This is a genomic window from Curtobacterium sp. AB451 (assembly GCF_050585845.1).
In the GTDB taxonomy this organism is placed as follows: domain Bacteria; phylum Actinomycetota; class Actinomycetes; order Actinomycetales; family Microbacteriaceae; genus Curtobacterium.
This window is the reverse complement of sequence record NZ_JBOBQG010000002.1, coordinates 124,453-151,291: the sequence shown is the minus strand read 5'-3', so window position 1 is coordinate 151,291 and position 26,839 is coordinate 124,453. Positions and strand designations below refer to the sequence as shown.

Genomic DNA, 26,839 nt, shown 5'->3' with positions numbered 1-26,839 from the left:
TCACGCCTTTCGAGTGCGCTGGGAGAGCAGGACCGGGCGGGTGGGACCACCCGTGGGCTGCGGCTGCGGCTGGGTCGGTGCGAGCACGAACCCGAACCGGTTGACGTCGTAGGGGCGACGTCGTGCCCGGACGTCGTCGATGCCCCCGGCTGCCCAGGGGTTGCAGCGTGCGATGCGCCATGCGCCCATGGCGGATCCGCGCACGACGCCGTACTGCTGGATCGCCTCGAGCGCGTACCGGGAGCACGAGGGGTGGTACCGACAGACGTTGCCGTAGAGCGGTGAGATCACGGCACGGTACGCGCGCAGCACGATGACGCACACGTTGCGCGGGAGCAACGCGACGGCCCAGGCGAGCCGGGTCCAGAGGTTGCGGTTCATGCTGCCTTCTCCACACCACGCGCACAGGAGCGCGAGACGTCTTCGAGCAGGGTAGGCCATCCGGCCTGCGCAGCGGCTGGCAGTGCGCGGACCACCACGTCGTACCCGTCGGGGATGTCGACGAGGAGTCCGTGCGCGATCGCCTTGAGGCGACGCCGGACCAGGTTCCGGGTCACGGCGTTGCCGACCGTCTTCGCGACGATGAACCCGAACCGCGTCGGACCGGCACCGCTCGATGGGTCGTCCGACGGACGACGGACCACCGATACGACGGCGTGCGCCGTGGCGCTTCTGCGACCACGACGCACGACGGACCGGTAGTCGTCACCACGGACGATCCGGTTGGCACGGGCCAACACGAGTCGGGACCGGAGGACGAGATCAGGCGGGGAGCCTGATCAGGCGCTGAGCTCGGTACGGCCCTTGGAGCGACGGGCGGCCAGGATGGCGCGGCCCGCGCGGGTGCGCATGCGGGCACGGAAGCCGTGCTTCTTGGCGCGGCGACGGTTGTTCGGCTGGAAGGTGCGCTTGCTCATGATGATCTCCACACGGCTGCTCGCGGCGAGCCGTCACGTATGTGTCGTCGCTCGGTGCCGAACGACGCAGATGGGCGCGACCGAACGGCCGCAGTCAACTGGTTAACGGTACGTGACAGGGGCGAGCAGGTCAAACGGGCGCCGCGGCGCGGCAGCGGGCACCCAGCGCACGTTCATTATCCACATTGGGGAAAACGTGCGTTCGGTACGACGCGCTCCGGTCCTTTACAGTGGGGTGATCGACCGGCCAGCGGCCCGGTACGACGGGGGAGTCTCTTCGCCGTGCGGCTCGCGGCGGTCGTGGACAAGACTGTGGACAACCCTGTGGACCACCATGCGGGACGACACGCGTCCGGGCCGTCGAAGCAGCCGTCCGGGCACACGACGACCCGCCAGGACCGATCCGACGGTCGACGCCGCCCGGGCACGTCCCGGGAACGGACCACCCACCCCCGGTGCGACGAGCACCGACGACGAGCACGACACGAGACCAGGAGACGAGCGCGACATGACGATGCCGGCCGACCCCGTCGAGGACCTCTGGTCATCGGTCCTCGGACTCCTCTCGGAGGACGACCGCATCACCCCGCAGCTGCACGGCTTCCTCAACCTCGTCGAACCGAAGGGCGTCCTCGCCGGCACGCTCTACCTCGAGGTGCCGAACGACCTGACCCGCGGCATGCTCGAGCAACGGATCCGGATCCCGATCACCGAGGCCGTCTCGCGGATCGGCGACGACGCCGTCGCGAACTTCGCCATCACGGTGAACCCCGACATGGCGTCCGAACCCCGGGTGGACGCCCCGGTCGCGACCAACGTGCCCGAGTACGCCGAGCCCGTCCAGGGAGCGGTCGAGCAGAGCGCGGCGCCACGGCAGTACATCGAGGCACCGTTCGTCCCCAGTCAGATCGACTCCCCGGGCACCAGCGGTCGCCCCGAGTCCCGGCTCAACCCCAAGTACAACTTCGACAACTTCGTCATCGGCTCGTCGAACCGGTTCGCCCACGCCGCTGCGGTCGCGGTCGCCGAGGCGCCGGCCAAGGCATACAACCCGCTGTTCATCTACGGCGACTCCGGCCTCGGCAAGACCCACCTCCTGCACGCGATCGGCCACTACGCCGAGAGCCTCTACCCGGGCATCCGGGTGCGGTACGTGTCGAGCGAGGAGTTCACCAACGACTTCATCAACTCGATCGCGAACAACCGGTCGAACCAGTTCCAGCAGCGGTACCGCGACATCGACATCCTGCTGATCGACGACATCCAGTTCCTGCAGGGCAAGGACTCCACGCAAGAGGCGTTCTTCCACACGTTCAACACCCTGCACGACCACAACAAGCAGGTGGTCATCACCTCCGACGTCGCGCCGAAGCACCTGACCGGCTTCGAGGACCGGATGCGCTCCCGCTTCGAGTGGGGTCTCATCACGGACGTGCAGGCGCCGGACCTCGAGACGCGCATCGCGATCCTCCGCAAGAAGGCGCAGTCCGACCACCTGCAGGTACCGGACGACATCCTCGAGTTCATGGCCTCGAAGGTGTCGAGCAACATCCGGGAGCTCGAGGGGACGCTCATCCGCGTCACCGCGTTCGCGAGCCTCAACCGGACGGCCGTCGACATGGCGCTCGTGCAGACCGTGCTCAAGGACCTGATCACGCTCGACGACGACAACGTCATCGCGCCGACGGACATCATCAACCACACCGCGGAGTACTTCAAGCTCTCGGTCGACGACCTCTACGGGTCCTCCCGCTCGCAGGCGATCGCGACCGCCCGCCAGATCGCGATGTACCTCTGCCGTGAGATGACGAGCCTGTCGCTGCCGAAGATCGGCCAGCTGTTCGGCAACCGCGACCACACGACGGTGATGTACGCGAACAAGAAGATCACGGAGCTCATGAAGGAGCGCCGCTCGATCTACAACCAGGTCACCGAGCTGACCAGCCGGATCAAGCAGGACCGCCGCTACCGCTGACGTGCCTCGACGCGCGCGCGTCGCGTCGCGCTCGGCACATCTGGTACGGGCCTGGAGGCGCGGCTGACGACCGTCAGATCGGCCTGTCTCCGCGCGCATCCACCATCTGAGACGGTTCCATGCGCCGGACTTCACACAGTGTGGAAAGCCTGTGGATAACTGTGGAGGACACGCCGGACGGTTGTACACAGCGGAGGGGTCACCTGTGGAGACTGGGGATGGAAGTGGATAGATGAGATTCATTCATCCAGACGTCCCCCACACACCACTCACAACTCACACGTGTGTAGTTCCCTGTGGACAAGCGGTCTCAACAGAGTTGTCCACAGTGTGCACAGGCGTTAACACGATTACTCCTGGTTAACGATTGATCTCAGCGGGCCAACCTTGTGGACGGCGGGATGACAAGAAATCCGGGCCCGGTCGGGCTGTGCCACAATGGGGCGGCCGGACAGTCCAACCGATCGACAGGGGTTCCAGCTGTGAAGTTCGAGGTCAACCGGGACGTCTTCTCCGAAGCCGTCTCCTTCGCGGTGAAGCTCCTCCCACAGCGCACGACCCTCCCGATCCTCTCGGGCGTCCTGATCCACGCGGACGGCGATCGACTCACGCTCTCGTCGTTCGACTACGAGGTCTCGGCGCAGACGTCCATCGCGGCGCAGATCGACGAACCCGGCACCGTGCTCGTCTCCGGCCGGCTCCTGAACGACATCGCGAGCCGTCTGCCGAACGCCCCGGTCACCTTCACCACCGAGGACTCCAAGATCTCGGTGACCTGCGGCTCGGCGCACTTCACGCTGCTGTCCATGCCGGTCGAGGAGTACCCGACGCTCCCGGAGATCGGTGAGCAGACCGGCGTGATCCCCGGCGACGCATTCTCCGAGGCGGTCTCGCAGGTCGCGGTCGCCGCCAGCCGCGACGACGTCACCCCGGTCATCACCGGCGTGCAACTCGAGGTCGGGGACAACGACCTGTCCCTCATCGCGACGGACCGCTACCGCGTGGCCGTCCGCACCATCGCCTGGGACTCGGGTCGCGTCGGGTCGGACCCGCTGCACGCACTCGTCCCAGCCCGCACCCTGCAGGAGGTGGGCCGCACCTTCGGCTCGGCCTCGACGGTGTCGGTGTCGATCAGCGGCTCGTCCGACCGCGAGCTCATCGCGTTCCACGCGGACGACAAGACCGTCACGTCGCTGCTCATCAAGGGCAACTACCCGCCGGTCCGCCGGCTCTTCCCCGAGACCGTCCAGGACCACGCGGTGATCAACACCGCGGAACTGGTCGAGGCGGTCCGACGGGTCTCCCTCGTCCTGGAGCGCGAAGCAGCCCTCCGGTTCTCCTTCACGGTCGACGGGCTCACGCTCGAAGCGATCGGTTCCGAACAAGCGCAGGCGTCAGAGTCGATCAGTGCGTTGCTGACCGGTGAGGAAACGGTGGTCTCGCTGAAGCCCGCCTTCCTCCTGGACGGGTTGAACGCGGTGCACTCCGAGTTCGTCCGGATCTCCTTCACCAAGACGGAGAACCCCAACAAGCCGGGACCGGTGCTCATCACCGGCCAGACCTCGCAGGAGGCCCCGGCGGCGGACGGATACCGGTACCTGCTGCAGCCCAATCTCCTGCTGCGGTAAGCGCAACAGCCGAACACTGCGCTGACGCGCTCCCAGCAGCATCAGCGCGACGACGAACAGAAGAGGAAATCATGCACATCGGTCTTGTCGGCCTCGGTCGCATGGGCAACAACATGCGTGCCCGTCTCCGCAACGCAGGCATCGAGGTCACCGGCTACGACGCGAACCCCGCCGTGTCCGACGTCGCCGACCTCGGCGCACTCGCCGCCGCACTGCCCGAGGGCAAGAAGCTCGTGTGGGTCATGGTCCCGCACGGCAAGATCACCGACGACGTGATCACCGACCTGTCGAACGTCCTGAGCGCGGGTGACCTCGTGATCGACGGTGGCAACTCGAAGTGGCTCGACGACGAGGTGCACGCCAAGCAGCTCGACGCCAAGGGCATCCGCTACATGGACGCCGGCGTCTCGGGCGGCGTCTGGGGCAAGGAGAACGGCTACGGCCTCATGGTGGGCGGCGCCCCCGAGGACGTCGAGTTCGCCATGCCCGTCTTCGACGCGCTCCGTCCCGAGGGCCCGCGCGAAGAGGGCTTCTCGCACGCCGGCGGCGTCGGCGCGGGCCACTACGCGAAGATGGTCCACAACGGCATCGAGTACGCGATCATGCAGGCGTACGGCGAGGGCTACGAGCTCCTCGAGGCGAAGGACATCGTCCACGACGTCCCGGCGGTCTTCGCCGGCTGGCAGCGTGGCACGGTCGTCCGTTCCTGGCTCCTCGACCTCCTCGTCCTCGCGATCAACGAGGACCCGAAGCTCGACGAGCTCGAGGGCTACGTCGACGACTCGGGCGAGGGGCGCTGGACCCTCGAAGAGGCGATCGAGCTCGCGGTCCCGATGCCCGCGCTCTCGGCAGCCATGTTCGCCCGCTTCGTCTCGCGTCAGGGCAGCGATTCCCCGACGATGAAGGCCGTCGCGGCGCTCCGCAACCAGTTCGGCGGCCACGCCGTCAAGAAGGCGTAGCTCAGGTAACCACCTGAGCTCGTCTCGGCCCGCGTGCACGTCGACCACCTGCAACTCACGGACTTCCGGAACTACCGGGAGGCCGAGGTCGACCTCGCACGCGGGCCGAACCTGTTCGTCGGCCGGAACGGACAGGGCAAGACGAACCTCGTCGAGGCGATCGGCTACCTCTCCACCCTCGGGTCGCACCGGGTCCCGACCGACGCCGCGCTCGTGCGCCAGGGCTGTGACGCCGCGGTCGTCCGCGCCCGGCTCGCGCACGAGGACCGCAGCATCCTCGCCGAGGTCCAGATCAACCGCACCGGATCGAACCGCGCGCAGGTCAACCGGTCGGCGATCAAGCCGCGGGAACTCCCGCGGTACTGCACGAGCGTGCTGTTCGCGCCCGAGGACCTCGCGCTCGTCCGCGGTGAACCGGCCGGCCGGCGCCGGATGCTCGACGAGCTGCTCGGTCAGATCGCCCCGCGCATGCAGGGTGTCCTCGCCGACTACGACCGGACGCTCCGGCAGCGCAACACCCTGTTGAAGTCCGCGCGCGCGACCGGCGCCAAGTCGGGATCGCTCGCGACGCTCGACGTCTGGGACGAGCGGCTCGTGGCGTTCGGTGCCGAGATCATCGCCGCACGTGACCACCTCACCCGTCGCCTCGCCCCCTTCGTCGCCGAGGCGTACGCGACCGTCGCCGGTGAACGGCACGAGGCGTCGATCACCGGTGTCCTCAGCGTCCGGGGCGGCGACCCGGAGGACGCGGCCGCGACGGACCCGGTCCTCGGGACACCCGACGAGCCGGTCACCGTGGCCGCCGCCGGCGAGGCCTTCCGCGCGGCGCTCGACCGTCGACGACGGGACGAGCTCGACCGCGGTCTGACGCTCGTCGGCCCGCACCGGGACGACGTGCTCTTCCAGCTCAACGGGTTACCTGCCCGTGGGTACGCCAGTCATGGCGAATCCTGGTCGTTCGCGCTCGCGGTCCAGCTCGCGAGTGCCTCGATCCTGCGCGCCGAGTCGAGCCTCGGCGACCCGATCATCATCCTCGACGACGTGTTCGCCGAGCTCGACGAGTCGCGCCGCGAACGGCTGGCCGCCGCGGTCGCCGACTACGAGCAGGTGCTCATCACGGCGGCGGTCTTCGGCGACGTCCCCGCGCAGCTCGCGGCGCACACCGTCCGGATCGAGGCCGGCACGATCGTGCGCGACGAGGCGGAGCCGAGCCGCGCCTCCAGTCCGACCGTGGAGACGGACGACCACGCGACGGAGGCCGGCGTCTGATGCCGAGGCCGTCGCGACCCACCGAACCCTCGCGGGTGTACCGACACCTGCGCGCCGTCTTCGGCGACCCCTCGAAGCGCGGTGTCGACGCGCGTCGGCGCCGGATGAAGGGACTCGACCCCGATTCCGTGCCGTACGGCCGCGGCCGAGAGCCCGCCGGGCTCGGTGACGTGGTCGGCTCGCTCGCCGCCGAGCTCGGCTGGACCGAGCCCCTCGCCCGCTCGGAGCTCTTCGTGGACTGGCCCGCGGTCGTCGGCGAGGAGCTCGCGAAGCACTCCCGGCCGATGACCATCGACGACGGCGCCCTCGTGATCCGGTGCGACTCGACGGCCTGGGCGACGCAGCTCCGGTTGATGCGGAGCACCATCACGACGACCATCGCCGAACGGCACCCGGAAGCCGGCGTCCAGTCGATCCGGGTTTCGGGCCCCGACGCCCCCACCTGGAAACGCGGTCCCAGGACGGTCCAGGGGCGCGGTCCTCGCGACACTTACGGGTGAGCCGACGAAATCGTCCGGGAGGACGAAAAAAGGCCGTCCACGGCCCGATTCCGCCCTCGGAGGAGGGGGTCCTGCGGTAGACTGGGGGGTGCAGTGCGCGGGTGTTCCGCGCGCAGGCAGGAGCACCTTCGAATGACATCCGGATCTGACGACGACCGAGAGAACTCGTCCGGCGAGGCGACCCCGCAGAGCGAACCCCAGTACGGCGCAGACCAGATCCAGGTGCTCGAGGGACTCGAAGCCGTCCGGAAGCGTCCGGGCATGTACATCGGGTCCACCGGTCCCCGCGGTCTGCACCACCTCGTGCAGGAGATCGTCGACAACTCCGTCGACGAGGCGCTCGCGGGCTACTGCGACACGATCAACGTCACGATCCGCGAAGACGGTGGCGTCCGCGTGGTCGACAACGGCCGTGGCATCCCCGTCGGGATCCACGCTGCCGAGGGCGTCTCGACCGTCCAGGTCGTGCTCACCGTCCTGCACGCCGGCGGCAAGTTCGGCGGCGGCGCGTACGCGGTGTCCGGCGGTCTGCACGGCGTCGGGTCGTCGGTCGTCAACGCGCTGAGCTCCGAGCTCGACGTCGAGGTCCGCCAGCAGGGCCACGTGTGGCGCCAGAGCTACACCGACGGCGTCCCGGTCGCGCCCCTGTCGAAGGACGAGGAAGACGACGGGCACGGCACCACGATCACGTTCTGGCCGAACGCCGAGATCTTCGAGACGGTCGTCTTCGACTACGAGACCCTGCGCACGCGGTTCCAGCAGATGGCCTTCCTCAACAAGGGCCTGCGCATCACCCTGACCGACGAGCGCACCCCGGCCGACGGTGAAGAGTCCCGCCACGACTCCTTCCTGTACGAGCGCGGGCTCGCCGACTACGTCGAGTACCTCAACGCGCAGAAGAAGGCCGACCTCGTGCACCCGGACGTCATCGGCTTCGAGGCCGAGGACCCGGAGCGCAAGATCGCGCTCGAGGTCGCGATGCAGTGGAACACCTCCTACCAGGAGAGCGTCCACACCTTCGCGAACACGATCAACACGCACGAGGGCGGCACCCACGAAGAGGGCTTCCGCGCGGCGCTGACGTACCTGGTCAACAAGTACGCGCGCGAGGCGAAGATCATCAAGGAGAAGGACGACAACCTCACGGGTGACGACATCCGCGAAGGGCTGACGGCCGTCATCTCCGTGAAGCTCGGCGAGCCGCAGTTCGAGGGGCAGACGAAGACCAAGCTCGGCAACACCGAGGCCAAGGGCTTCGTCCAGCGCGTCGTCGGCACCGAGCTCACGCACTGGTTCGAGAGCAACCCGACGCAGGCCCGCGACGTCGTGCGCAAGGCGATCCAGGCCTCGCAGGCCCGTCTCGCCGCACGCAAGGCACGCGAGACCACCCGTCGCAAGGGGCTCCTCGAGTCGGGCGGCATGCCCGGCAAGCTCAAGGACTGCCAGTCGAAGGACCCGACGGTCTCCGAGATCTTCATGGTCGAGGGTGACTCCGCCGGCGGTTCCGCCGTGCAGGGTCGCAACCCGATGACGCAGGCGATCCTGCCGCTGCGCGGCAAGATCCTGAACGTCGAGAAGGCTCGTCTCGACCGTGCCCTGGCCAACCAGGAGATCCAGTCGATGATCACGGCGTTCGGCGCCGGCATCGGCGAGGACTTCGACCCGGACAAGGCCCGGTACCACAAGATCGTGCTGATGGCCGATGCCGACGTGGACGGCCAGCACATCACGACGCTGCTGCTCACCCTGCTGTTCCGCTACATGCGTCCGCTCATCGAGCGCGGGTACGTGTACCTCGCGCAGCCGCCGCTGTACCGCCTGAAGTGGTCGAACTCGGCGCACGAGTACGTGTTCAGCGACCGTGAGCGCGACGCCCTGATGCAGTCCGGCCTCGCCGCCGGCAAGCGCATCCCGAAGGACAACGGGATCCAGCGCTACAAGGGTCTCGGCGAGATGGACTACAAGGAGCTGTGGGACACCACGATGAACCCGGACACCCGGACGCTCCTGCAGGTCACGCTCGAGGACGCCGCCGCGGTGGACAGCGTCTTCGCGACGCTGATGGGCGAGGACGTCGAGTCCCGTCGCCAGTTCATCCAGCAGAACGCGAAGGACGTCCGGTTCCTCGACATCTGAGGGCCGGGAGGCGCGGTGTGAGCCGCGTCGACCAGTCCCGACCACCTGTGGTCGCGCCCGGCGCGGCCGACGGAACCACAGCCTCCGGGCTGTCCAGAAAGGGAACGAAGCCACATGGCTGACGACAACGAGAACGGCGCCGACGAGCAGCCCGAGATCGTCCACGGCGACAGCGGGGACATCGTCGTCTCCGGTGACCGCATCTCGCAGGTCGACCTGCAGCTCGAGATGCAGCGGTCGTACCTCGACTACGCGATGTCCGTCATCGTCGGCCGTGCGCTGCCCGAGGTCCGTGACGGACTGAAGCCCGTGCACCGCCGCGTGATCTACGCGATGTTCGACGGCGGCTACCGCCCCGACCGGGCCTTCTCGAAGTGTTCCCGTGTCGTCGGCGACGTGATGGGGCAGTTCCACCCGCACGGTGACAGCGCGATCTACGACGCCCTCGTCCGCCTCGTGCAGCCGTGGTCGCTCCGCTACCCGCTCGCGCTCGGCCAGGGCAACTTCGGGTCCCCGGGCAACGACGGCGCCGCCGCGCCGCGGTACACCGAGACCAAGATGGCGCCGCTCGCCATGGAGATGGTCCGGGACATCGACGAGGACACCGTCGACTTCCAGGACAACTACGACGGTCGGACGCAGGAACCCGCCATCCTGCCGGCGCGGTTCCCGAACCTGCTCGTCAACGGTTCCGTCGGCATCGCGGTCGGCATGGCCACGAACATCCCGCCGCACAACCTGCGCGAGGTCGCCGCCGGCGCGAAGTGGGCGCTCGAGCACCCCGACGCCACCCGTGAAGAGCTGCTCGGTGCGCTCATGCAGCGCATCAAGGGCCCGGACTTCCCGACCGGGGCGCAGATCCTCGGCACGAAGGGCATCCAGGACGCCTACCGCACCGGTCGTGGCTCGATCACGATGCGTGCGGTCGTCAACGTCGAGGAGATCCAGGGCCGCACCTGCCTCGTCGTCACCGAGCTCCCCTACCAGGTGAACCCCGACAACCTCGCGATCCGCATCGCCGAGGGTGTCAAGGACGGCAAGCTCGCCGGCATCGCGGACATCCGTGACGAGACCTCGGGTCGCACCGGCCAGCGCCTCGTCATCGTGCTCAAGCGCGACGCCGTCGCCAAGGTCGTCCTCAACAACCTGTACAAGCACACGCAGCTGCAGGAGAACTTCGGCGCGAACATGCTCGCGATCGTCGACGGCGTGCCCCGCACCCTCGCGCTCGACGGGTTCATCTCGGCGTGGGTCGACCACCAGATCGACGTCATCGTCCGCCGCACGCAGTTCCGGCTGCGCGAGGCAGAGAAGCGCGCCCACATCCTCCGTGGCTACCTGGCCGCGCTCGACGCGCTCGACGAGGTCATCGCGCTCATCCGCCGGTCGCCCGACGTCGAAGAGGCCCGCACCGGTCTGATGGACCTGCTGTCCGTCGACGAGATCCAGGCGCGCGCCATCCTCGAGCTGCAGCTCCGTCGTCTCGCCGCCCTCGAGCGGCAGAAGATCCACGACGAGGCCGAGGAGCTCGAGCGCAAGATCGCCGACTTCCAGGACATCCTGGCGTCGGAGACCCGTCAGCGCTCGATCATCGGTGACGAGCTCGAGGAGATCGTCGAGCGGTTCGGCGACGACCGCCGCAGCGAGATCCTGCTCGGCTTCGACGGCGACATGTCGATCGAGGACCTCATCCCCGAGGAGGAGATGGTCGTCACCATCACCCGCGGCGGGTACGTCAAGCGCACGCGGAGCGACAACTACCGGTCGCAGCACCGCGGTGGCCGCGGGGTCAAGGGTGCGCAGCTGCGCGCCGACGACGTCGTCGAGCACTTCTTCGTGACGACGACGCACCACTGGCTGCTGTTCCTGACGGACAAGGGCCGCGTCTACCGCGCCAAGGCGTACGAGCTGCAGGAAGCCAGCCGTGACGCCAAGGGTCAGCACGTCGCGAACCTGCTCGCCATGCAGCCGGACGAGCAGATCCAGCAGGTCCTCGACATCCGCGACTACGAGGCGGCGCAGTACCTCGTGCTAGCCACGGCGCACGGTCTCGTCAAGAAGACCGCGCTCACCGAGTACGACACGAACCGCACCGGCGGCATCATCGCGATCAACCTGCGCGACGGCGACACCCTGGTGCAGGCGCTCCTCGTCGACGAGCACGACGACCTCCTGCTCGTCTCGAAGCACGGCATGTCGCTGCGGTTCACCGCGACGAACGACACGCTGCGCCCGATGGGTCGCTCGACCTCCGGCGTGAAGGGCATGTCCTTCCGCGACGACGACTCGCTGCTCGCGGCCCGGGTCGTCTCGGACGACGGCTACGTCTGGGTCATGACCGAGGGTGGCTACGCCAAGCGCACCTCCGTCGACCAGTACCGCGTGCAGGGTCGTGGCGGTCTCGGCATCAAGGTCGCCAAGCTGGCCGCCGATCGAGGGGACCTTGTGGGTGCTCTCATCGTCGGTGAGGACGACGAGGTCCTCGTCGTGCTCCAATCGGGCAAGGTGGTAAGGTCTGCCGTGGCCGAGGTGCCCGCCAAGGGTCGCGACACGATGGGTGTGGTCTTCGCGAGGTTCGCGGAGAACGACCGGATCATCGCGGTGGCCCGGAACACAGAGCGGAACCTGGACGACCAGGACGACGCCGAGATCGAGCCTGCGGGCCCGGTGGAGACGGTCAGCCCGGACGAAGCGGCCGCCGACCCCGCCGACACAGTGCCCACGGACACCGTGGCCGGAGAGGACCAGTCAAGCAATGAGTAGTGTCGCCGAGAAGCTCCAGAAGAAGGCGAAGCGGCCCGTCGGCACCCGTCAGGTGCGACTGCGGCTCGTGTACGTCGACTTCTGGTCGATGGTGAAGCTCAGCTTCCTCATCGCCCTGGCCGGCTCGATCGTGATCGTCGTCGCCACCGCCCTGGTGTGGGTCATCCTCAACCAGACCGGTGTCTTCACCCAGATCGACGCTCTGCTGAAGGACGTCACCGGGCAGAACAACTACTCGATCATGGACCAGTTCTCGCTGGGCCAGGTGCTCGGGTTCTCCGTCGTCGTGGGCATCCTCAACGTGGTGGTCGGCACCGTGCTCGGCGCGATCGTGAGTGTCCTCTACAACCTCAGTGTCCGGATCACCGGCGGCCTGCTCGTCGGCTTCACGAACAACTGACACACCCGGCTCGGATGGGCCGACCGCCTCGATTTCGTTCTGCGGCATCGGTACGGTAGGCTTTCATCCGGTCTGAGGGGCTATAGCTCAGGCGGTTAGAGCGCTTCGCTGATAACGAAGAGGTCCAAGGTTCAAGTCCTTGTAGCCCCACCACTTCCTCCGACACTCCGTACCATGGGTGTCACGGGGCCTTAGCTCAGTTGGTAGAGCGCCTGCTTTGCAAGCAGGATGTCGGGAGTTCGATTCTCCCAGGCTCCACTCCCTCGGCGTGAGCCTTGCTCCGCTCGTTCCTCGCTTCGCCTCGCTCGGTCGTCGTGCTCGTCTGCGCCTGCGGCGCTCCGCTCCGCGATGGCCGCTCCGCGAGGCCAGCTTGCGCCCGACGATCGGTCGGCCCCGGCTCGAGGTCTCGGGATCGTCGGGTCTCGCCCAGGGGCGACGGCCGTCCGTGGGACCTCGGCGGATGTGAGCGGCGGGTCGCGCGACCACGGACGGCCGGTCGTGCGGTCACGTGTGCGCGCTGGTGATCGGACGCACCGCGTGGCGGACGGGAGGCGCGGGACCAGGTCGCTCCGCGCCTCCAGTCCGGTGCGGGGCAGCGGAGGCGACCGGCGGGCGCCGAGTGCGCCGGGTGCGTAGGATGTGTGGCTGGTGGTGTGCCGAGCGGGCGGAACACGCCGTGGGTGTGCGTCGAGCGGGCAGAATCCGTCGGCATGACGGCCCGAGCGGGACGTATTTCGCCCGCTCGACTCGCGGTGGCCCGGCCTGGCCGGGCCGGCTCGGCCGGGCCGGCTCGTTCGCGCCGGGGACGACGAAGGGCCCCGGCGTGTGCCGGGGCCCTTCGTACGAACCGGGAGGTCAGGCTGCGGGCTTGCCCGCAGTGTCGGCGTCGTCCGCGACCCAGAGGTCGTCGTCCGCACGGAGCGTCTGGTACGCGGCGTAGGCGGCACCGGCCACGGCCACGACACCCACCACGATAAGCGCGACACCGCCGAAGCCGATGCCCTTCTTCTGGTGCGGCACGTACTTCTCCGCAGCCTTCTTGGCCTTCTTGCCCTTCTTCTGGGCGTTCTTCACGATCTTCTTGACCCGGGGGTCCTTCGCGAGGTCGCCCACGCTGAGGACCGAGCCCGCGGTCGCGACCAGGCCGGGGACGACCTCGGACTGGAATCGGTGTGAAGCGTTCTGCGCTGCGCTCGTGGCAGCGTGCACCCCCGTGGCAACAGCCGGGCGGATGCCGTTGTCGATCGCGTTCTGCACTCGCGGCGCGATGTCCTTGCGAGCAGCGTCCGCGGCGTGGGACCGGGCCTCTGCAAGGATCGCGTTCGCGTGCTCGAGGACCTTGCGCTGCTCGCCGAGGAGCGAGGCGGTCTGGCCCTTGAGCTTCTTGATCTGCTTCCGGCGCTTGCGCGGGATCTCAATCGTCGTCATCTGGTACCTCCATCGGAACGGCGTGACCACCATCCTGCCACCGCAGTGCCTGACAGGTCACGGAGCCTCACCTGTGTGATCCGTCTGACCGTCAGCAGTACATGCGAGAATCGGAACATGTCTCTGCACACCGCTGTCGCAACGATCCACACGAACAAGGGCGACATCCGCGTCAACCTGTTCGGCAACCACGCTCCCAAGACCGTCAAGAACTTCGTCGACCTCGCGACGGGCAAGCAGGAGTGGACGCACCCCGGCACCGGCAAGGTCTCGACCGACAAGCTCTACGACGGGGTCGTCTTCCACCGCATCATCAAGGACTTCATGATCCAGGGCGGCGACCCGCTCGGTCAGGGCATCGGCGGTCCGGGTTACCGCTTCGACGACGAGATCCACCCGGAGCTCACCTTCCAGAACCCGTACATCTTCGCCATGGCGAACGCCGGCATCCAGGGCGGCCGTGGCACGAACGGCTCGCAGTTCTTCATCACCACGGTGGCGACGCCGTGGCTGCAGGGCAAGCACACCATCTTCGGCGAGGTCGCGGACGACGAGTCCCGTGCGGTCGTCGACGCGATCGAGGGCGTGCCGACCGACGGCCGTGACAAGCCGCTCGAGGACGTCGTCATCCAGAGCATCGACGTCGAGGACGTCTGAGCCACCACGTGACCGACCAGGCGTACAACCCGAACAACACCTGCTACCGGCATCCGGACCGGCAGAGCTTCGTGCTCTGCCAGCGCTGCGGGCGGACGATCTGCCCGGAGTGCCAGACGCCGGCCGCGGTCGGGGTGCACTGCCCTGAGTGCGTGCGCGAGCAGCGTGCGCAGTTCCAGGCGAACCGTCGGGCGTCCGGAGGCCCCAGCGGGCTGACTGTCGCCCGGCGGCGATTCGCCATGCTCGACCAGAAGGCGACGGTCGTGATCGTCGTCGTGTCCGCCGTGCTCTGGTTGCTCAACCAGGTGACCGGCGGGTACGTCAACGCCTGGCTGAGCTACTACACGCCCGCGATCGGCTCGCAGCCCTGGCGGCTCGTGACCGGGCTGTTCGTCCACTCCTCCTTCTTCCACATCCTGTTCAACATGTGGGCGGTGTGGATCTTCGGGCGGATGCTCGAGAACATCCTCGGCACGTGGCGGTTCGTCGCGCTGTACTTCCTGGCTGGCCTCGGTGGTGACCTCGCCGTCTCGTTGCTCAGCCCCGCGACGCCGGTGGTCGGTGCCTCCGGTGCGATCTTCGGGTTGTTCGCGGCGTTCTTCGTCATCCAGCGGAGCCTCGGTTACAACGCCGTGCAGCTCCTGGTCATCATGGGTCTCAACCTCGTGGTCGGCTTCCTGCCCGGTACCGCGATCTCGTGGCAGGCGCACGTGGGCGGGATCGTCCTCGGGTTCATCACCGGGTTCGTCTTCGCGCGCACCCGGAACATCCGGCAGCGTCGTCTGCAGATCGGACTCCTGGTCGCCGAGGCCGTCGTGCTCGTCGGGCTGATCTACGCCGCGTACGCGGGCCTGTCGATCGGTGTCGGCATCTGACACGTCTCGGCGACCATCGCCACCCGAACGCCCCGTTGCGCTTGCAACGGGGCGTTCGTCGTTTCCACAGACCGGCCCGGAGTTGTCCACAGCTGTGGAGAACACGGTGAGTTACACGGGTGTGATTATCCCCACTGTGGACTCAGCTGTGGATAACTCCGGGAAGGGGATGTGGATGAGTGTGTGGAGAGTGTGGAGAACTGTGGAGAACAGGCGTTCTGGGGAACGGTGGTCGGTGGGCCGCGCGTCGGCGTTGTGGAGAACGGCCCGGAGTGCCCGCACACACGAGAACGCCCGCCGCACCAGCAGGTGCGACGGGCGTCGAGGCGTGTGTGGCCGGGCTGCTACCGCCAGCGGGTGGTCATGAGGAAGCCGATGAACATGATGCCGAAGCCGATCAGGATGTTCCACGATCCGAGCGACGGCACCGGCAGCGTCGTGTTCGAGATGTAGAAGACGATCACCCAGGCGAGCCCGATGAGCATGAAGCCGAACATGACCGGCTTGAACCACACGGGGTTCGGCTGGTCCCCCGCGGTGTCGACCGAGTCGGCTCGGGTCCTCCGGGCGGGCTTGGTGCGGTCCTTGTCCTTGGCCATGGCCGGTATCCTACCGTGACCACGGGTGTGGGAAGACTCTCAGCCCGCTGCACACATCCCCCACGAGTACGGTGAACCGCCATGACCAAGATCCTCGTCGTCGACAACTACGACAGCTTCGTCTACACGCTGAACGGCTACGTCCAGCAGCTCGGGGCGGAGACCGACGTGGTCCGCAACGACGCCTTCCCGGCGTCCGAGATCGCCGACCGCATCGCGGACTACGACGGCGTGCTGCTGTCCCCGGGACCCGGCACCCCCGCGGACGCCGGTGTCTCCGTCGAGACCGTGCACGCAGCGATCGCGGCGGACAAGCCCCTGCTCGGTGTGTGCCTCGGGCACCAGGCCATCGCCGAGGCGCTCGGCGCGACGGTCACCCACGCCGAGGAGCTCATGCACGGCAAGACCTCGCAGGTCGACCACGACGACAGCCCGCTGTTCGCCGGCGTCCCGCACCCCTTCACGGCCACGCGCTACCACTCGCTCGCGATCGTCGACGGCACGGTCCCCGACGAGCTCACGGTCACCGCGCGGACGGGCGGTGGCGTGATCATGGGCGTGCAGCACCGCGAGCACCCCGTGTACGGCGTGCAGTTCCACCCGGAGTCGGTCCTCACGGAGGGCGGCTACCGGATGGTCGGCAACTGGCTCGAGACGACCGGTCTCGAGGGCGCTGCGGAGCGCGCGGCCGGCCTGAACCCGCTCATCGCGGCGCACCGCGCCTGACGACGGCGCCGCGCACACCGAGCTGCCCGCCGCGTGGGACGACCCCACGCCGGATCCGGCGTGGACGTGGCGGAGATGAGTCGCGCCTCCAGGCTGACCTGACGGCCGTCGGATGGTGGCCACGGACGGGAGGCGCGGGTCACGCCCGCCCCGGACCGTCCGTCAGGACGTGGTCAGGTCACTGACCGTCGCCACCGCCGTCGTTCCCACCGTCCGCCGGTGCCTGCGTCGCCGGCGGCTGGGAGGGCTGGACCGTCCCGGCGCAGTACGTGAGCACGACCGTGCTGCCCTGCGCGATGTCCCCAGCCGGTGCGCTCTGCTGCGTGACCAGACCGCTGGTGCAGGACATGATCGCGTTCGGCGTCACCTTGAGGCCGAGCCCGGTGAGGGTGTCGCTCGCGTTCTGGAACGGCTGCTGCGTCACGTTCGGCAGCTCGACCTTGCCGTTCGAGACGGTGAGGTTCACCACCGTCCCCTTGGTGTGCGTCGACGAGGCCGCGGGGTCGGTGCTCATGACCGTCCCCTCGGGCACCGTCGGCGAGTAGTCGGAGCTGACCGCGCCGACGGCGAAGCCCGCCTGCACGAGCGCCTTCTGCGCGGCGTCCTGCGTCTGCCCCGCGAGGTCGGGGACGGCGAGCTGTTCGGGGCCGAGCGAGACGATGACGCGGATGTTCTGCTTGCGCGCGACGTTCGTGCCGGACCCGGGTTCGGTGCGGATGACCGATCCCCGGTCGACGTCGTCGGAGTTCTCCTCGACCTTGACCGGGACGAGGTCCTTCTTGTCGAGTGCGGCGGCCGCCGAGTCGTAGGTGGCACCGGCGACGTTCGGCACGCTCACCGACGACGTCACCGGCGGCTTGCCCGGACCGAGGTTCGCGACGAAGAACACGACCGCGACGATGACTGCTGCGGTCAGGATGATGCCGACCCAGATCCACGCCACCGGCGGACGGTTCTGCGTGCGCTGGGGGCGGTGCTCGGCGGTGTCGTCGTCGAGCTCGCGGAAGGCCACCGCCGGGTTCGAGGTCGTGCGGGGGTTGACGCCGAACAGCACCGTGGACGCGTCGTGCGCGGCCTGCTGCTGGAGCTTGCGGGTCGACGCGGGCACCTTGCCCGCTGCGGCCTGCTGGAGTTCGGAGCGGAACTCGGCGGCGTTCTGGTACCGGCGTGTGCGGTCCTTCACCAGGGCGTGCAGCGTGACCGCGTCGAGCGCCGGCGAGACATCGGGCGTGAGGGACGACGGCGCGACGGGCTGCTCGCTGACGTGCTGGTAGGCGACGGCCACCGGGGTGTCCCCGAGGAACGGCGGGCGCCCGGTGAGCAGCTCGAAGAGCACGACGCCGGTGGAGTAGACGTCGGTGCGGGCGTCGACGGTCTCGCCGCGTGCCTGTTCCGGGGAGAAGTACGACGCGGTGCCGAGGATCGACGTGGTCTGGGCGACGGTCGCGGACGTGTCCGTGATGGCCCGGGCGATGCCGAAGTCCATCACCTTGACCTGGCCGGCGTGCGTCACCATGACGTTGGCCGGCTTGATGTCGCGGTGCACGACACCCGCTCGGTGCGAGTACTCGAGCGCGGTCAGGATGCCCTCGGTGATCCGCACGGCCTCGTCCGGGGCGACCGGGCCCTCGCCGATGATGTCGGAGAGCGGTCGGCCCTCGACGTACTCCATGACGATGAAGGGCACCTGCACCTCGGCGCCGGAGGTCTCGGTGACGGTCTCCTCGCCGGCGTCGTAGACGCGGACGATCGTCGGGTGCGCCATGCGGGCGGCCGCCTGCGCTTCCTGGCGGAAACGGGTGCGGAACGCCGGGTCGTTGGCGAGGCTGGGCTTCAGCAGCTTGACGGCCACCTTGCGTCCGAGCCGGGTGTCGTTGCCCAGATGCACAGTGGCCATGCCGCCCCGACCGATGACTTCACCGATCTCGTAGCGGTTGGCGAGGAGGGTGATCCCCGCGGTCACACCTTCTGGCACGTACTCCTCCGAATGTCCGTCCGGGCAAGTGTACGGCAGGGTTCGCTGGTGAGACGCTGGTGACCGGGGGCCCGCACGAACCGTTACGCAACGGTGTCGCGAGCCCCCGTCCGGGGGTCGGTCAGTTGCCGTCCTGCGGGCCCTGGCTGGGGTTGTTGCCGTCCGTCGGGTCGACCGTCGGCTCGTCGGTCGCCTGCCAGGTGTCGCTGGACGCGGCCTCGGACGCAGCCGACGCAGCGAGGTTGCCGCACGTCACGGTGTAGCTCAGCGAGGCCGAGGTGTCGACCGCGTCGATCTGCACGGTGACCGATCGGTGGTCGGCGTCGAGCGTGCCCGAGGTCTGGCTCGAGGAGTCCTTGCCGCCGGTGATCGTGTACGCGTACGACGACACGGTGTACCCGGTCGGGCACGTGGCCGCCGCCCAGCTGAAGGTGACCTGGCCGTCGGCGGACACTGCTCCGGGCGACGCCGAGTTCGGCTGGTTGACCGTCGGCTGCGCCGTGTACTGCTGGAGCACGACGAGCGAGCCGACCGCCAGGTTGCCCGTGGGGCTGATCGACTGGACCGTGTTCGCCTGCTCGGCCTTCGGTGCGGGGTCGCCGTCCTCGACGCGCGAGGTCAGCCCGAGACCCTCGAGCTTCGCCTGGGCGTCGGCGACCGACAGCCCGACGAAGTCCGCCGAGTCCACGGTCACGCGGCTCACGGTCGGGGTGTCGCTCGGGGTCGGCGTCTGGGACGGCGTCGACCGGGCCGAGGACTTCGTCGGGGTCGGCTCCGGCTGGCTGTCGCCGGTCAGTGCGACCGCTGCGATCACCCCGCCGATGACGAGGACCGCGAGGACCCCCGCGAGCCACCAGATCCACGCGCGCTTCTTCTTCGGCTCCTCGTCCTCGCCGTCGACCGGCGAGCCCGGGGTGCGTGGACCACCGGTGACGGCACCGCCCTGCGTGCCGATGAGGGCGGTCGCCGCGTCGTTGCCCTGCGCCTGGGGCGGGTTGAACGCGACGGTGCCGCCGGCGGCGATGGCCGGGACGGCGACGGTGGCGGCCGCGACGTCGCCACGGCGGAGCGCCTGTGCCGCACGGGCCAGGTTCGCCGCGGTCGCGGGACGGTCGGCGGGCTTCTTCGCGATGCAGGACATCACGAGGGCCGACACCGGCTCCGGGATGTCCCCCGGGAGCGCCGGCGGCTGCTCGTTGATGTGCGCCATCGCGATGGCGACCTGCGACTCGCCCGTGAACGGTCGACGTCCGGCCAGGCACTCGTACGCGACGATGCCGAGCGAGTAGATGTCGGTCGACGGCGATGCCGGGTGCCCGCTCGCCTGCTCCGGCGAGAGGTACTGCACGGTGCCCATGACCTGACCGGTCGCGGTGAGCGGCACCTGGTCGGCGATGCGGGCGATGCCGAAGTCGGTGATCTTGACGCGGCCGTCCGGCGTGATGAGCAGGTTGCCCGGCTTGATGTCGCGGTGCACGAGCCCGACGGCGTGTGCGGCCTGCAGGGCGTTCGCGGTCTGCGCGACGATGTCGAGGACCTTGTCGACCGGCAGCGTGTGCTCCCGCTCGATCATGGTCGAGAGCGCCTCGCCGGGGACGAGCTCCATCACGAGGTAGGCGCTGCCGTCCTCCTCGCCGTAGTCGAAGACGTTGGCGATGCCCTCGTGGTTGACGAGCGCGGCGTGGCGGGCCTCGGCGCGGAAGCGCTCGAGGAAGCCCGGGTCGCCGAGGTACTCGTCCTTGAGGATCTTGAGTGCCACGGTCCGGCCGATGACGAGGTCGGTGGCCTGCCACACCTCTCCCATGCCGCCGATGGCGACGCGGGACGAGAGTTGGTACCGCCCACCGAAGGTGAGTCCGCTGGTGGGTCTCATTTGTTCAGCACCGCCTCCATGACTTTCTTCGCGACCGGGGCCGCGACCGTGTTGCCGACTCCGGACTGCCCGAGCCCGCCGCCGTTCCCGACGACGACCGCGACGGCCACCTCGGGGTCCTTCGCCGGGGCGAAGCCCGTGAACCAGAGTGTGTACGGATCGCCCGTGCCGTTCTCGGCCGTGCCCGTCTTCCCTGCGACGTCGACACCGTTGATCTTGGCATTGGTGCCGGTCCCGGAGCTGACGACGCTCTGCATGGCCTCGGTGAGGTCACTCGCCTCGGAGGACGAGAGCGGGTCGCTGTACTGCTTCGGGGAGAACGACTCGACGGTCTTCAGGTCGCTCGTGGTGATCGAGTCGACGAGCGAGGGCTGCATGACCTTGCCGCCGTTCGCGATCCCGGCGGAGACCATCGCCATCTGCAGGGGCGACACCCGGACGCTGGCCTGCCCGAACGAGCTCAGCATCAGCTGCGCGGTGTCGTCGCTGACGTCGGGGTACTGGCTGGCGGTGGCGCGCATCGGGACCTCGATCGCGTCGCCGAACCCGTACTTGTCGGCCATGCTCTTGATCGCGTCGTAGCCGAGCTTCTGCCCGAGCTCCGCGAACGGGATGTTGCACGAGTACTGGATCGCCGTGCGCAGCTTGACCTTGTCGCCGCCGCCGCACGAGCCGCCCTCGGCGTTGTTGATGTAGGTGCTCGTACCGGGCAGCTGCAGGCGCGAGGGGTTCGGGAACTCGGAGTCGAGGGTGTACTTCCCGCCCTCGAGCGCGGCCGACGCCACGACGAGCTTGAAGACGGACCCGGGCGTGTAGAGGTCGCCGCCGATCGCCCGGTTCTGCAGGGGCTTCGCCGCGTTCGTCTCGAGCGCCTTGTACTGGTCGATGACGTTCTGCGTGTCGTGCGACGTCAGCGTGTTCGGGTCGTAGCTCTGCTTCGACACCATCGCGAGGATCTTGCCGGTCTTCGGCTGGATCGCCACGACCGCGCCGGTGTTGTCGCCGAGCGCGTCGTACGCCGCCTGCTGGACGTCGGGGTCGATCGTCAGGTTGACGTTGTCGCCCTGGACGTCCTGCCCGGTCAGGATCGCGTTGAGGTTCTGGAAGAACGAGGCGTCGGAGTTGCCGGAGAGCACGGTGTTCTCGGCGCTCTCGATGCCGGCGTTCCCCTGCCCGATCGTGAAGTACCCGGTGACGGCGGAGTAGAGGTCGCCGTTCGTGTACTTCCGCTGGTACTGGTACTGGTCGTCCACCGGGGTCGACTCGGCGATCGGACTGCCGTTGACGAGGATCGCGCCGCGCTTCGTCGAGTAGCTGGCGAGGATGGTCCTCGAGTTCCGGGAGTCCGCGCGGAGCGAGTCCGCCGAGAAGAACTGGATGGACGTCGTCGACACGAAGAGTGCGACGAACATGAGCACGATGACGGTCGAGACACCGCGGAGCTGTCGGTTCACCGGCTGCGCTCCTTCCTGGTCGCCCCGCGGCCACGGGCAGCCGGGATCGCACCCTGCTGCACACGCTGTTCGGCGGGGATTGCATCGGTCAGGCGCAGCAACATCGCGGCGATGATCCAGTTGGCGACGAGGGACGAACCACCCGCGGCCATGAACGGCGTCGTCAGGCCGGTGACCGGGATCACGCGGGTGATGCCGCCGACGACGACGAACACCTGCAGGGCGATGATGAAGCCGAAGCCCACGCCGAGCAGCTTGCCGAAGTCGTCCTGCGCCATGAACCCGACCCGCAGGCCCCGTGACGCCAGGATGATGAAGAGGGCGAGGATGGCGAAGACGCCGATGAGCCCGAGCTCCTCGCCGAGCGACGCGATGATGTAGTCCGCGTTGGCGACCGGCGTGATGTACGGCCGACCCTGGCCGAGCCCGGTGCCGGTGATCCCGCCGTTCGCGAAGCCGAACAGGCCCTGGACGAGCTGGTAGCTGCCCTGCGTCTGCCGGGTGAAGATCTCCTGGTTGAACGGGTCGAGCCACTGCTCGAACCGGCCGTGCACGTAGACCAGGACGGACTGGGCGACGAGCGCACCGCCGACGAACAGCGCGAGGCCGATGACGACCCAGCTCAGTCGCGCCGTCGCGACGTAGATCATCACGAGGAACAGGCCGAAGTAGAGCAGCGCGGTGCCGAGGTCGCGCTGGAACACCAGGACGCCCATCGCCGCGGCCCACATCACGAGGATCGGGCCGAGATCGCGGGCACGCGGGAACGTCATGCCGAGGAACTTCCGGCCGACGATCGACAGCGAGTCCCGCGCGGTCACGAGGTAGCCGGCGAAGAACAGCGCCATCGTGATCTTGGCGAGCTCACCCGGCTGGAAGGTGAACGATCCGACCTTGATCCAGACCCGCGCGCCGTTCACGTTGAGCCCGATCCCGGGCAGCATCGGCAGCAGGAGCAGCGCGATGGTCAGGAACATGAAGATGTACCGGTACCGCTGCAGGAACCGGTGGTTCCGGACGACCGAGACCGTGATGATCGCCAGCACCATGGCGAGCATGGTCCAGACGATCTGCTTCACGCCGATCGCACCCCAGCCGGTCAGGCCGTTGTGCACGTCGATGCGGTAGATCTCGGCGATCCCGATGCCGTTCAGCACGAGGGCGACCGGCAGGATGAACGGGTCGGCGTTCTTCGCGACGACCCGCAGCACGACGTGCATGACCAGCGCGAGGCCGAGGATGCCCGCGCCGGTCCACAGCACCGAGGTGTCGAAGAGCCTGCCCTTCGTGCCGAGCTGCACGAGCACCATGGCGCCGGCGCAGATGCCGCACGCGATCACGAGCAGCACGAGCTCGAGGTTGCGGGCGCGCGCGGGCTCCCGCAGCTTGATCGTGATCGCCTGCGTGAAGGACTGGGCGGTGGCGCTGCTCATCGCTTCGCCCCGGGAGACGGTGACGGCGACCCGGTCGAGGACGACGAGGGCGTCGGCGACGGCGAACTGCCGTCACCGCCGGTGCCGGCCTGGTCCTGTCCGGTCGCCGCGGCCTTGCGCAGTCGCTCGACGATCTCCCGCGCGTCGTCGAGCGACTGCGCGTTGATGGTCGAGCGGACGTTCTCGCGGGTGTAGTCCGGCAGTCCGGACACCGAGATGTCGGTGTCCTCGTACACGTCGGACAGGGCGATCGGACCGATCGACTGCTGGACGCCCTTGTAGATCGCGACCGAGCCGCGGTCGGTCCCGACGTAGTAGTGGTCCTGGATGATCCGCCAGCCGAGGAACACGGCACCGACGAGGACGGCGACCGCCACGACGAGCGCGATCGTCCACGAGACCCGGCGACGGATGCGCCGACGGCGGTCCTCGGCGATGAGTTCGGCGAAGAACTGGTCGGACTCCGGTTCGAAGTGCGAGTCCTCGGGGGCCGTCGTGACCTTGAGCGGGTGGAGCAGGATCGTGGGGAGGCGGATCGGCTTGCGTCCGGTCGACGCCTCGAAGGTGAGCGGGGCCGCGGCGGAGCCCACGGTCGTGGCCGCGTCGTCGTCGTCCTCGGGCTCGGTGTCCGTGACGTCCATGACGACGACGGTGACGTTGTCGGGCGCGCCGTGGTCGAGCGTCTCCTTCACGAGGCGCTGCGTGACCTGGTTCGCGTCCATGTTCGACGCGAGCGCGTGCCGGATGCGCTCTTCCGCCAGGTACGAGGACAGCCCGTCGGAGCAGAGCAGCCAGCGGTCGCCCGGCTGGATGTCCATGATCGCGGTGTCGACCTCCGGCGCGGCGTCGACGTCGCCGAGCACGCGCATGAGGACGGAGCGACGGGGGTGGACCGCGGCTTCCTCCGGGGTGATCCGGCCGCTGTCCACGAGACGCTGCACGAAGGTGTGGTCGGAGGTGATCTGCTGCAGCTCGCCGTCGCGGTGCCGGTAGATGCGCGAGTCGCCGATGTGCGCGATGGCGACCTGTTCGCCGACGCGGATCATCGCGGACACCGTCGTGCCCATGCCCGTGAGCTCCTGGTGCTCGAACACCGTCTCGGTGATGAGCTGGTTCGCGGCGATGAGCGCCGACTGCAGCGCGAACTCGGCGTCGTGCGCCGACGGGAACTCGCGGTCGACCTCCCTGATGCGCCGGATCGCGATCGCCGAGGCGACGTCGCCCCCGGCGTGCCCGCCCATGCCGTCGGCCACCGCGAACAGGTGCTGCCCGGCGTAGCCGGAGTCCTGGTTGTTCGCGCGGATGCGTCCGACGTGGGACACAGCGGCGCTCAGCGTGCGAGCGGTCATCCCGGGTTACCGCCGCAGCTCGAACGTCGTCGTCCCGATCGTGATCGGCGTCCGCTCGGCCACGGTCACGGGAGCGGTCACCTTCTGACCGTTGACGAACGTGCCGTTCGTGGACTCGAGGTCGGTGAGCACCCAGCCGTCGGCCCGGAGGTCGAGGCGGGCGTGGTTGGTGGACGTGTAGTCGTCCCGGATGACGACGTTGGACTCGCTCGAGCGGCCGATCGTGATCGGTCCGCCGCCGAGCGGCATCTCCATGCCCTCGCGCGATCCCTCGGTGATCACGAGGCGGGTCGCAGCCGGCGTGGCGGGCTGCTGCGCGCCTCCTGGCTGACCGATGAGGTCGGTGAAGGCCCCTGCGGACGCGGCGGCCGGAGCCGCTGCCGCGGGGACGACCGGGGTCGTCGGACCGGACGCACCGGCCTTCGGATCGGTGGGGATCGTGCGCACGCGCTGGCCGAACAGATCGCTCCGCAGGGCGAAGACGATCACGAACACGAACAGCCAGAGCACCGCGAGGAACGCGAAGCGCAGGACGAGCAGGGTCAGCCCTGTGGTCACCTGGCACCTCCGTCGTTCTCGGGTATCACCCGGAACACCATACGGGTACGACCGATCTCGATCGTGGAATCCGGCTCCACGATCGCCTGCTGGAAGCGCTCGCCGTTCAGCTTCGACCCGTTCGTCGATCCGAGGTCGTTGGCCTGGGCGTGCTTGCCGTCCCAGATGACCTCGACGTGCTTCCGGCTCGTCCCGGTGTCGGCGACGGTGATGTCGGCGTCCGTCCCGCGGCCGATCACGGTGCGCCCGCGCTGCAGCTTGTGCCGCTGTGAACCGATGTCGAGCACCGCGACCCACGCGACGTCGCGCTGCACGGTCGTCGAGTCGATCTGCAGGATCCCGGTGGAGAGCGTGCCGTCCTGCTGCAGGCGGATCGTGACCGGACCGGAGAAGGAGTAGTTCTGCGCGACGGCGTGCTGCTGCACCATCTGCGAGAGCTCGTCGACGAGCGGTCGACCGATGTCGTTCATCCGCGTGTAGTCCGGCGGCGCGAGTCGCACGGTGAACTCGTTCGGCACGAGGATGCGTTCGCGTGAGACGACGGCAGCCTTGGTGTCGAGCTCGCGGCGGAGTGCGCTCGAGATCTCGACGGGCTGCACGCCGGAGCGGAAGGTCTTCGCGAACGCGCCGTTCACGGCGCGCTCCAGCCCTCGCTCGAAGCTGTCCAACAGGCCCATGGGTCTCCAGTGTTCTCGGTCGTCGACCTCTGCATGGTAGTGGTTGGCGTCTGGCAGCGTCTGTGCGTGGTAGTGTTCTCGGGCTGGCGCGAGTGGCGGAATTGGTAGACGCGCACGGTTCAGGTCCGTGTGCTGGAAACGGCGTGGGGGTTCAAGTCCCCCCTCGCGCACCAGGCAACGGAGAAGGCCCCCGGAGTGATCCGGGGGCCTTCTCGTGTTCGTGGCGGCGTCAGTCCCGCGGGTGGTCGGGATCCGTCGGCCTGGAGGCGCGGCTCGGCTCGGCACCGTCGGCGCGCCGGAAGAAGGGGCGCGCGCTGGGCAGGAACAGCAGCACCGCGGCGACGACCGAGAGCAGGATCAGCGCGGTGGACAGGCCGCCGTCGCTGATGCTCAGGACCGCGCGGAGCGCGGCGATCGCGACGAGGACGATGCGGGCGACGGCCGATCCGCGGAGGACCAGGAACGTCGCGGCGGCCACCAGGGCCCAGACGACGAACGACAGCACGATCGCGAGGACGCCGCCGAACCCGGTCAGTCCCGACCCGGACACCGAGACGACGACGGTGGAGACGACGCCGACGACCAGCCAGACGGCCCAGAGGATCGTGGCGGTCCGGACGACCGGGGGTGGGGTCCGGCGTGATCGCCTGAGGTCGTCCGTCGTCGTCATGGTCGCCCCGTCCCCGCC

General features: G+C 68.7%; 24 protein-coding genes and 3 tRNA genes. 14 read left to right on the top strand and 13 right to left on the bottom strand.

The features are described from left to right. Genes yidD through rpmH form a run of 3 tightly spaced genes read right to left on the bottom strand, consistent with a single transcriptional unit; the run spans window position 1 to window position 917 of the window. Window positions 1-381 (bottom strand): membrane protein insertion efficiency factor YidD, encoded by a 381-nt coding sequence (gene yidD, locus ACQXVK_RS04455; RefSeq protein WP_402266065.1) that lies wholly within the window; start codon window positions 379-381, stop codon window positions 1-3. Further along, window positions 378-740 (bottom strand): ribonuclease P protein component, encoded by a 363-nt coding sequence (rnpA, locus tag ACQXVK_RS04450; protein WP_402266063.1) that lies wholly within the window; start codon window positions 738-740, stop codon window positions 378-380. The genes yidD and rnpA overlap by 4 nt, the downstream gene beginning before the upstream one ends. 39 nt (window positions 741-779) lie before the next feature. Next, window positions 780-917, bottom strand: a complete 138-nt coding sequence (rpmH, locus tag ACQXVK_RS04445) for a 50S ribosomal protein L34 (RefSeq protein WP_019181680.1) — start codon at window positions 915-917, stop codon at window positions 780-782. Window positions 918-1,425: 508 nt separating this feature from the next. On the opposite strand from rpmH, the gene dnaA reads away from it, so the two are divergent. The 10 genes from dnaA to ACQXVK_RS04395 all read left to right on the top strand — a co-directional run bounded on the left by dnaA (window position 1,426) and on the right by ACQXVK_RS04395 (window position 12,805). Further along, a complete protein-coding gene (dnaA, locus tag ACQXVK_RS04440) occupies window positions 1,426-2,892 on the top strand; it encodes a chromosomal replication initiator protein DnaA (RefSeq protein WP_402266061.1) in 1,467 nt (488 codons plus the stop codon). 482 nt (window positions 2,893-3,374) lie between these two features. Continuing rightward, window positions 3,375-4,520 (top strand): DNA polymerase III subunit beta, encoded by a 1,146-nt coding sequence (gene dnaN / locus ACQXVK_RS04435; protein WP_022908035.1) that lies wholly within the window; start codon window positions 3,375-3,377, stop codon window positions 4,518-4,520. 71 nt (window positions 4,521-4,591) lie between these two features. Continuing rightward, window positions 4,592-5,479 carry a phosphogluconate dehydrogenase (NAD(+)-dependent, decarboxylating) gene (gnd, locus tag ACQXVK_RS04430; protein WP_022908034.1) on the top strand — a complete coding sequence of 296 codons (888 nt, stop codon included), beginning with the start codon at window positions 4,592-4,594 and terminating at the stop codon, window positions 5,477-5,479. A gap of 33 nt (window positions 5,480-5,512) precedes the next feature. Continuing rightward, entirely contained in the window at window positions 5,513-6,748 is a 1,236-nt protein-coding gene (gene recF, locus ACQXVK_RS04425; protein WP_402266057.1) for a DNA replication/repair protein RecF, read from the top strand. 35 nt (window positions 6,749-6,783) lie between these two features. Beyond that, complete coding sequence (locus ACQXVK_RS04420; RefSeq protein ID WP_307159710.1) at window positions 6,784-7,248, top strand: DUF721 domain-containing protein; 465 nt, start codon at window positions 6,784-6,786, stop codon at window positions 7,246-7,248. Window positions 7,249-7,380: 132 nt separating this feature from the next. Then, entirely contained in the window at window positions 7,381-9,384 is a 2,004-nt protein-coding gene (gene gyrB / locus ACQXVK_RS04415; RefSeq protein ID WP_402266054.1) for a DNA topoisomerase (ATP-hydrolyzing) subunit B, read from the top strand. A 114-nt stretch (window positions 9,385-9,498) separates the two neighbouring features. Beyond that, the gene (gene gyrA, locus ACQXVK_RS04410) at window positions 9,499-12,147 is read left to right on the top strand and encodes a DNA gyrase subunit A (RefSeq protein ID WP_022907015.1); all 2,649 of its coding nucleotides are present in this window, start codon (window positions 9,499-9,501) and stop codon (window positions 12,145-12,147) included. After that, the gene (locus tag ACQXVK_RS04405) at window positions 12,140-12,547 is read left to right on the top strand and encodes a DUF3566 domain-containing protein (protein ID WP_022907014.1); all 408 of its coding nucleotides are present in this window, start codon (window positions 12,140-12,142) and stop codon (window positions 12,545-12,547) included. Before gyrA ends, ACQXVK_RS04405 begins: the two co-directional genes overlap by 8 nt. Before the next feature lie 76 nt (window positions 12,548-12,623). Then, a tRNA-Ile gene (locus ACQXVK_RS04400) sits at window positions 12,624-12,700 on the top strand. Window positions 12,701-12,732: 32 nt separating this feature from the next. Continuing rightward, window positions 12,733-12,805, top strand: a tRNA-Ala gene (locus ACQXVK_RS04395). A 597-nt stretch (window positions 12,806-13,402) separates the two neighbouring features. Here ACQXVK_RS04395 and ACQXVK_RS04390 read toward each other — a convergent pair. Then, window positions 13,403-13,975 (bottom strand): hypothetical protein, encoded by a 573-nt coding sequence (locus ACQXVK_RS04390; protein ID WP_022907013.1) that lies wholly within the window; start codon window positions 13,973-13,975, stop codon window positions 13,403-13,405. Window positions 13,976-14,092: 117 nt separating this feature from the next. On the opposite strand from ACQXVK_RS04390, the gene ACQXVK_RS04385 reads away from it, so the two are divergent. Next, window positions 14,093-14,632, top strand: coding sequence for a peptidylprolyl isomerase (locus ACQXVK_RS04385; RefSeq protein WP_402266050.1), 540 nt, complete (start codon window positions 14,093-14,095; stop codon window positions 14,630-14,632). An 8-nt stretch (window positions 14,633-14,640) separates the two neighbouring features. Then, window positions 14,641-15,507: a rhomboid family intramembrane serine protease gene (locus ACQXVK_RS04380; protein WP_022907011.1), complete on the top strand. Its 867-nt coding sequence runs from the start codon at window positions 14,641-14,643 to the stop codon at window positions 15,505-15,507. 344 nt (window positions 15,508-15,851) lie between these two features. Here ACQXVK_RS04380 and ACQXVK_RS04375 read toward each other — a convergent pair whose 3' ends face one another. Next, complete coding sequence (locus tag ACQXVK_RS04375; RefSeq protein WP_022907010.1) at window positions 15,852-16,106, bottom strand: cell division protein CrgA; 255 nt, start codon at window positions 16,104-16,106, stop codon at window positions 15,852-15,854. 81 nt (window positions 16,107-16,187) lie between these two features. Here ACQXVK_RS04375 and ACQXVK_RS04370 point away from each other — a divergent pair, with 81 nt between their 5' ends. Further along, a complete protein-coding gene (locus tag ACQXVK_RS04370; protein ID WP_022907009.1) occupies window positions 16,188-16,832 on the top strand; it encodes an anthranilate synthase component II in 645 nt (214 codons plus the stop codon). Window positions 16,833-17,010: 178 nt separating this feature from the next. On the opposite strand, the gene pknB is transcribed toward ACQXVK_RS04370, so the two are convergent. From pknB to ACQXVK_RS04335, 7 genes are all read right to left on the bottom strand, one after another. Continuing rightward, window positions 17,011-18,807: a Stk1 family PASTA domain-containing Ser/Thr kinase gene (gene pknB, locus ACQXVK_RS04365; protein ID WP_430852846.1), complete on the bottom strand. Its 1,797-nt coding sequence runs from the start codon at window positions 18,805-18,807 to the stop codon at window positions 17,011-17,013. A gap of 121 nt (window positions 18,808-18,928) precedes the next feature. After that, entirely contained in the window at window positions 18,929-20,680 is a 1,752-nt protein-coding gene (locus ACQXVK_RS04360) for a protein kinase domain-containing protein (RefSeq protein WP_430852845.1), read from the bottom strand. Beyond that, entirely contained in the window at window positions 20,677-22,134 is a 1,458-nt protein-coding gene (locus ACQXVK_RS04355; protein ID WP_022906671.1) for a peptidoglycan D,D-transpeptidase FtsI family protein, read from the bottom strand. The genes ACQXVK_RS04360 and ACQXVK_RS04355 overlap by 4 nt, the downstream gene beginning before the upstream one ends. Then, entirely contained in the window at window positions 22,131-23,567 is a 1,437-nt protein-coding gene (locus ACQXVK_RS04350; protein WP_402266034.1) for an FtsW/RodA/SpoVE family cell cycle protein, read from the bottom strand. The genes ACQXVK_RS04355 and ACQXVK_RS04350 overlap by 4 nt, the downstream gene beginning before the upstream one ends. Continuing rightward, the gene (locus ACQXVK_RS04345) at window positions 23,564-24,916 is read right to left on the bottom strand and encodes a Stp1/IreP family PP2C-type Ser/Thr phosphatase (RefSeq protein WP_022907893.1); all 1,353 of its coding nucleotides are present in this window, start codon (window positions 24,914-24,916) and stop codon (window positions 23,564-23,566) included. The genes ACQXVK_RS04350 and ACQXVK_RS04345 overlap by 4 nt, the downstream gene beginning before the upstream one ends. A gap of 6 nt (window positions 24,917-24,922) precedes the next feature. Continuing rightward, window positions 24,923-25,474: an FHA domain-containing protein FhaB/FipA gene (locus tag ACQXVK_RS04340; protein WP_022907894.1), complete on the bottom strand. Its 552-nt coding sequence runs from the start codon at window positions 25,472-25,474 to the stop codon at window positions 24,923-24,925. Continuing rightward, window positions 25,471-26,151 (bottom strand): FhaA domain-containing protein, encoded by a 681-nt coding sequence (locus tag ACQXVK_RS04335; protein WP_022907895.1) that lies wholly within the window; start codon window positions 26,149-26,151, stop codon window positions 25,471-25,473. The genes ACQXVK_RS04340 and ACQXVK_RS04335 overlap by 4 nt, the downstream gene beginning before the upstream one ends. Window positions 26,152-26,237: 86 nt before the next feature. Between ACQXVK_RS04335 and ACQXVK_RS04330 the strand changes: the two genes are divergently transcribed. Beyond that, a tRNA-Leu gene (locus tag ACQXVK_RS04330) sits at window positions 26,238-26,324 on the top strand. A 56-nt stretch (window positions 26,325-26,380) separates the two neighbouring features. Here the strand turns inward: ACQXVK_RS04330 and ACQXVK_RS04325 are convergent. After that, window positions 26,381-26,821, bottom strand: coding sequence for a hypothetical protein (locus ACQXVK_RS04325; RefSeq protein WP_430852844.1), 441 nt, complete (start codon window positions 26,819-26,821; stop codon window positions 26,381-26,383). Between the last annotated feature and the right edge of the window lie 18 nt (window positions 26,822-26,839).

What these genes read in the sequence shown, in the direction of transcription:
- yidD (WP_402266065.1), bottom strand. Translation starts at nt 381, where the DNA reads ATGAACCGCAACCTCTGGACCCGGCTCGCCTGGGCCGTCGCGTTGCTC.
- rpmH (WP_019181680.1), bottom strand. Translation starts at nt 917, where the DNA reads ATGAGCAAGCGCACCTTCCAGCCGAACAACCGTCGCCGCGCCAAGAAG.
- dnaA (WP_402266061.1), top strand. Translation starts at nt 1,426, where the DNA reads ATGACGATGCCGGCCGACCCCGTCGAGGACCTCTGGTCATCGGTCCTC.
- gnd (WP_022908034.1), top strand. Translation starts at nt 4,592, where the DNA reads ATGCACATCGGTCTTGTCGGCCTCGGTCGCATGGGCAACAACATGCGT.
- gyrB (WP_402266054.1), top strand. Translation starts at nt 7,381, where the DNA reads ATGACATCCGGATCTGACGACGACCGAGAGAACTCGTCCGGCGAGGCG.
- gyrA (WP_022907015.1), top strand. Translation starts at nt 9,499, where the DNA reads ATGGCTGACGACAACGAGAACGGCGCCGACGAGCAGCCCGAGATCGTC.
- ACQXVK_RS04405 (WP_022907014.1), top strand. Translation starts at nt 12,140, where the DNA reads ATGAGTAGTGTCGCCGAGAAGCTCCAGAAGAAGGCGAAGCGGCCCGTC.
- ACQXVK_RS04390 (WP_022907013.1), bottom strand. Translation starts at nt 13,975, where the DNA reads ATGACGACGATTGAGATCCCGCGCAAGCGCCGGAAGCAGATCAAGAAG.
- ACQXVK_RS04385 (WP_402266050.1), top strand. Translation starts at nt 14,093, where the DNA reads ATGTCTCTGCACACCGCTGTCGCAACGATCCACACGAACAAGGGCGAC.
- ACQXVK_RS04375 (WP_022907010.1), bottom strand. Translation starts at nt 16,106, where the DNA reads ATGGCCAAGGACAAGGACCGCACCAAGCCCGCCCGGAGGACCCGAGCC.
- ACQXVK_RS04370 (WP_022907009.1), top strand. Translation starts at nt 16,188, where the DNA reads ATGACCAAGATCCTCGTCGTCGACAACTACGACAGCTTCGTCTACACG.
- ACQXVK_RS04360 (WP_430852845.1), bottom strand. Translation starts at nt 20,680, where the DNA reads ATGAGACCCACCAGCGGACTCACCTTCGGTGGGCGGTACCAACTCTCG.
- ACQXVK_RS04350 (WP_402266034.1), bottom strand. Translation starts at nt 23,567, where the DNA reads ATGAGCAGCGCCACCGCCCAGTCCTTCACGCAGGCGATCACGATCAAG.
- ACQXVK_RS04345 (WP_022907893.1), bottom strand. Translation starts at nt 24,916, where the DNA reads ATGACCGCTCGCACGCTGAGCGCCGCTGTGTCCCACGTCGGACGCATC.
- ACQXVK_RS04335 (WP_022907895.1), bottom strand. Translation starts at nt 26,151, where the DNA reads ATGGGCCTGTTGGACAGCTTCGAGCGAGGGCTGGAGCGCGCCGTGAAC.
- ACQXVK_RS04325 (WP_430852844.1), bottom strand. Translation starts at nt 26,821, where the DNA reads ATGACGACGACGGACGACCTCAGGCGATCACGCCGGACCCCACCCCCG.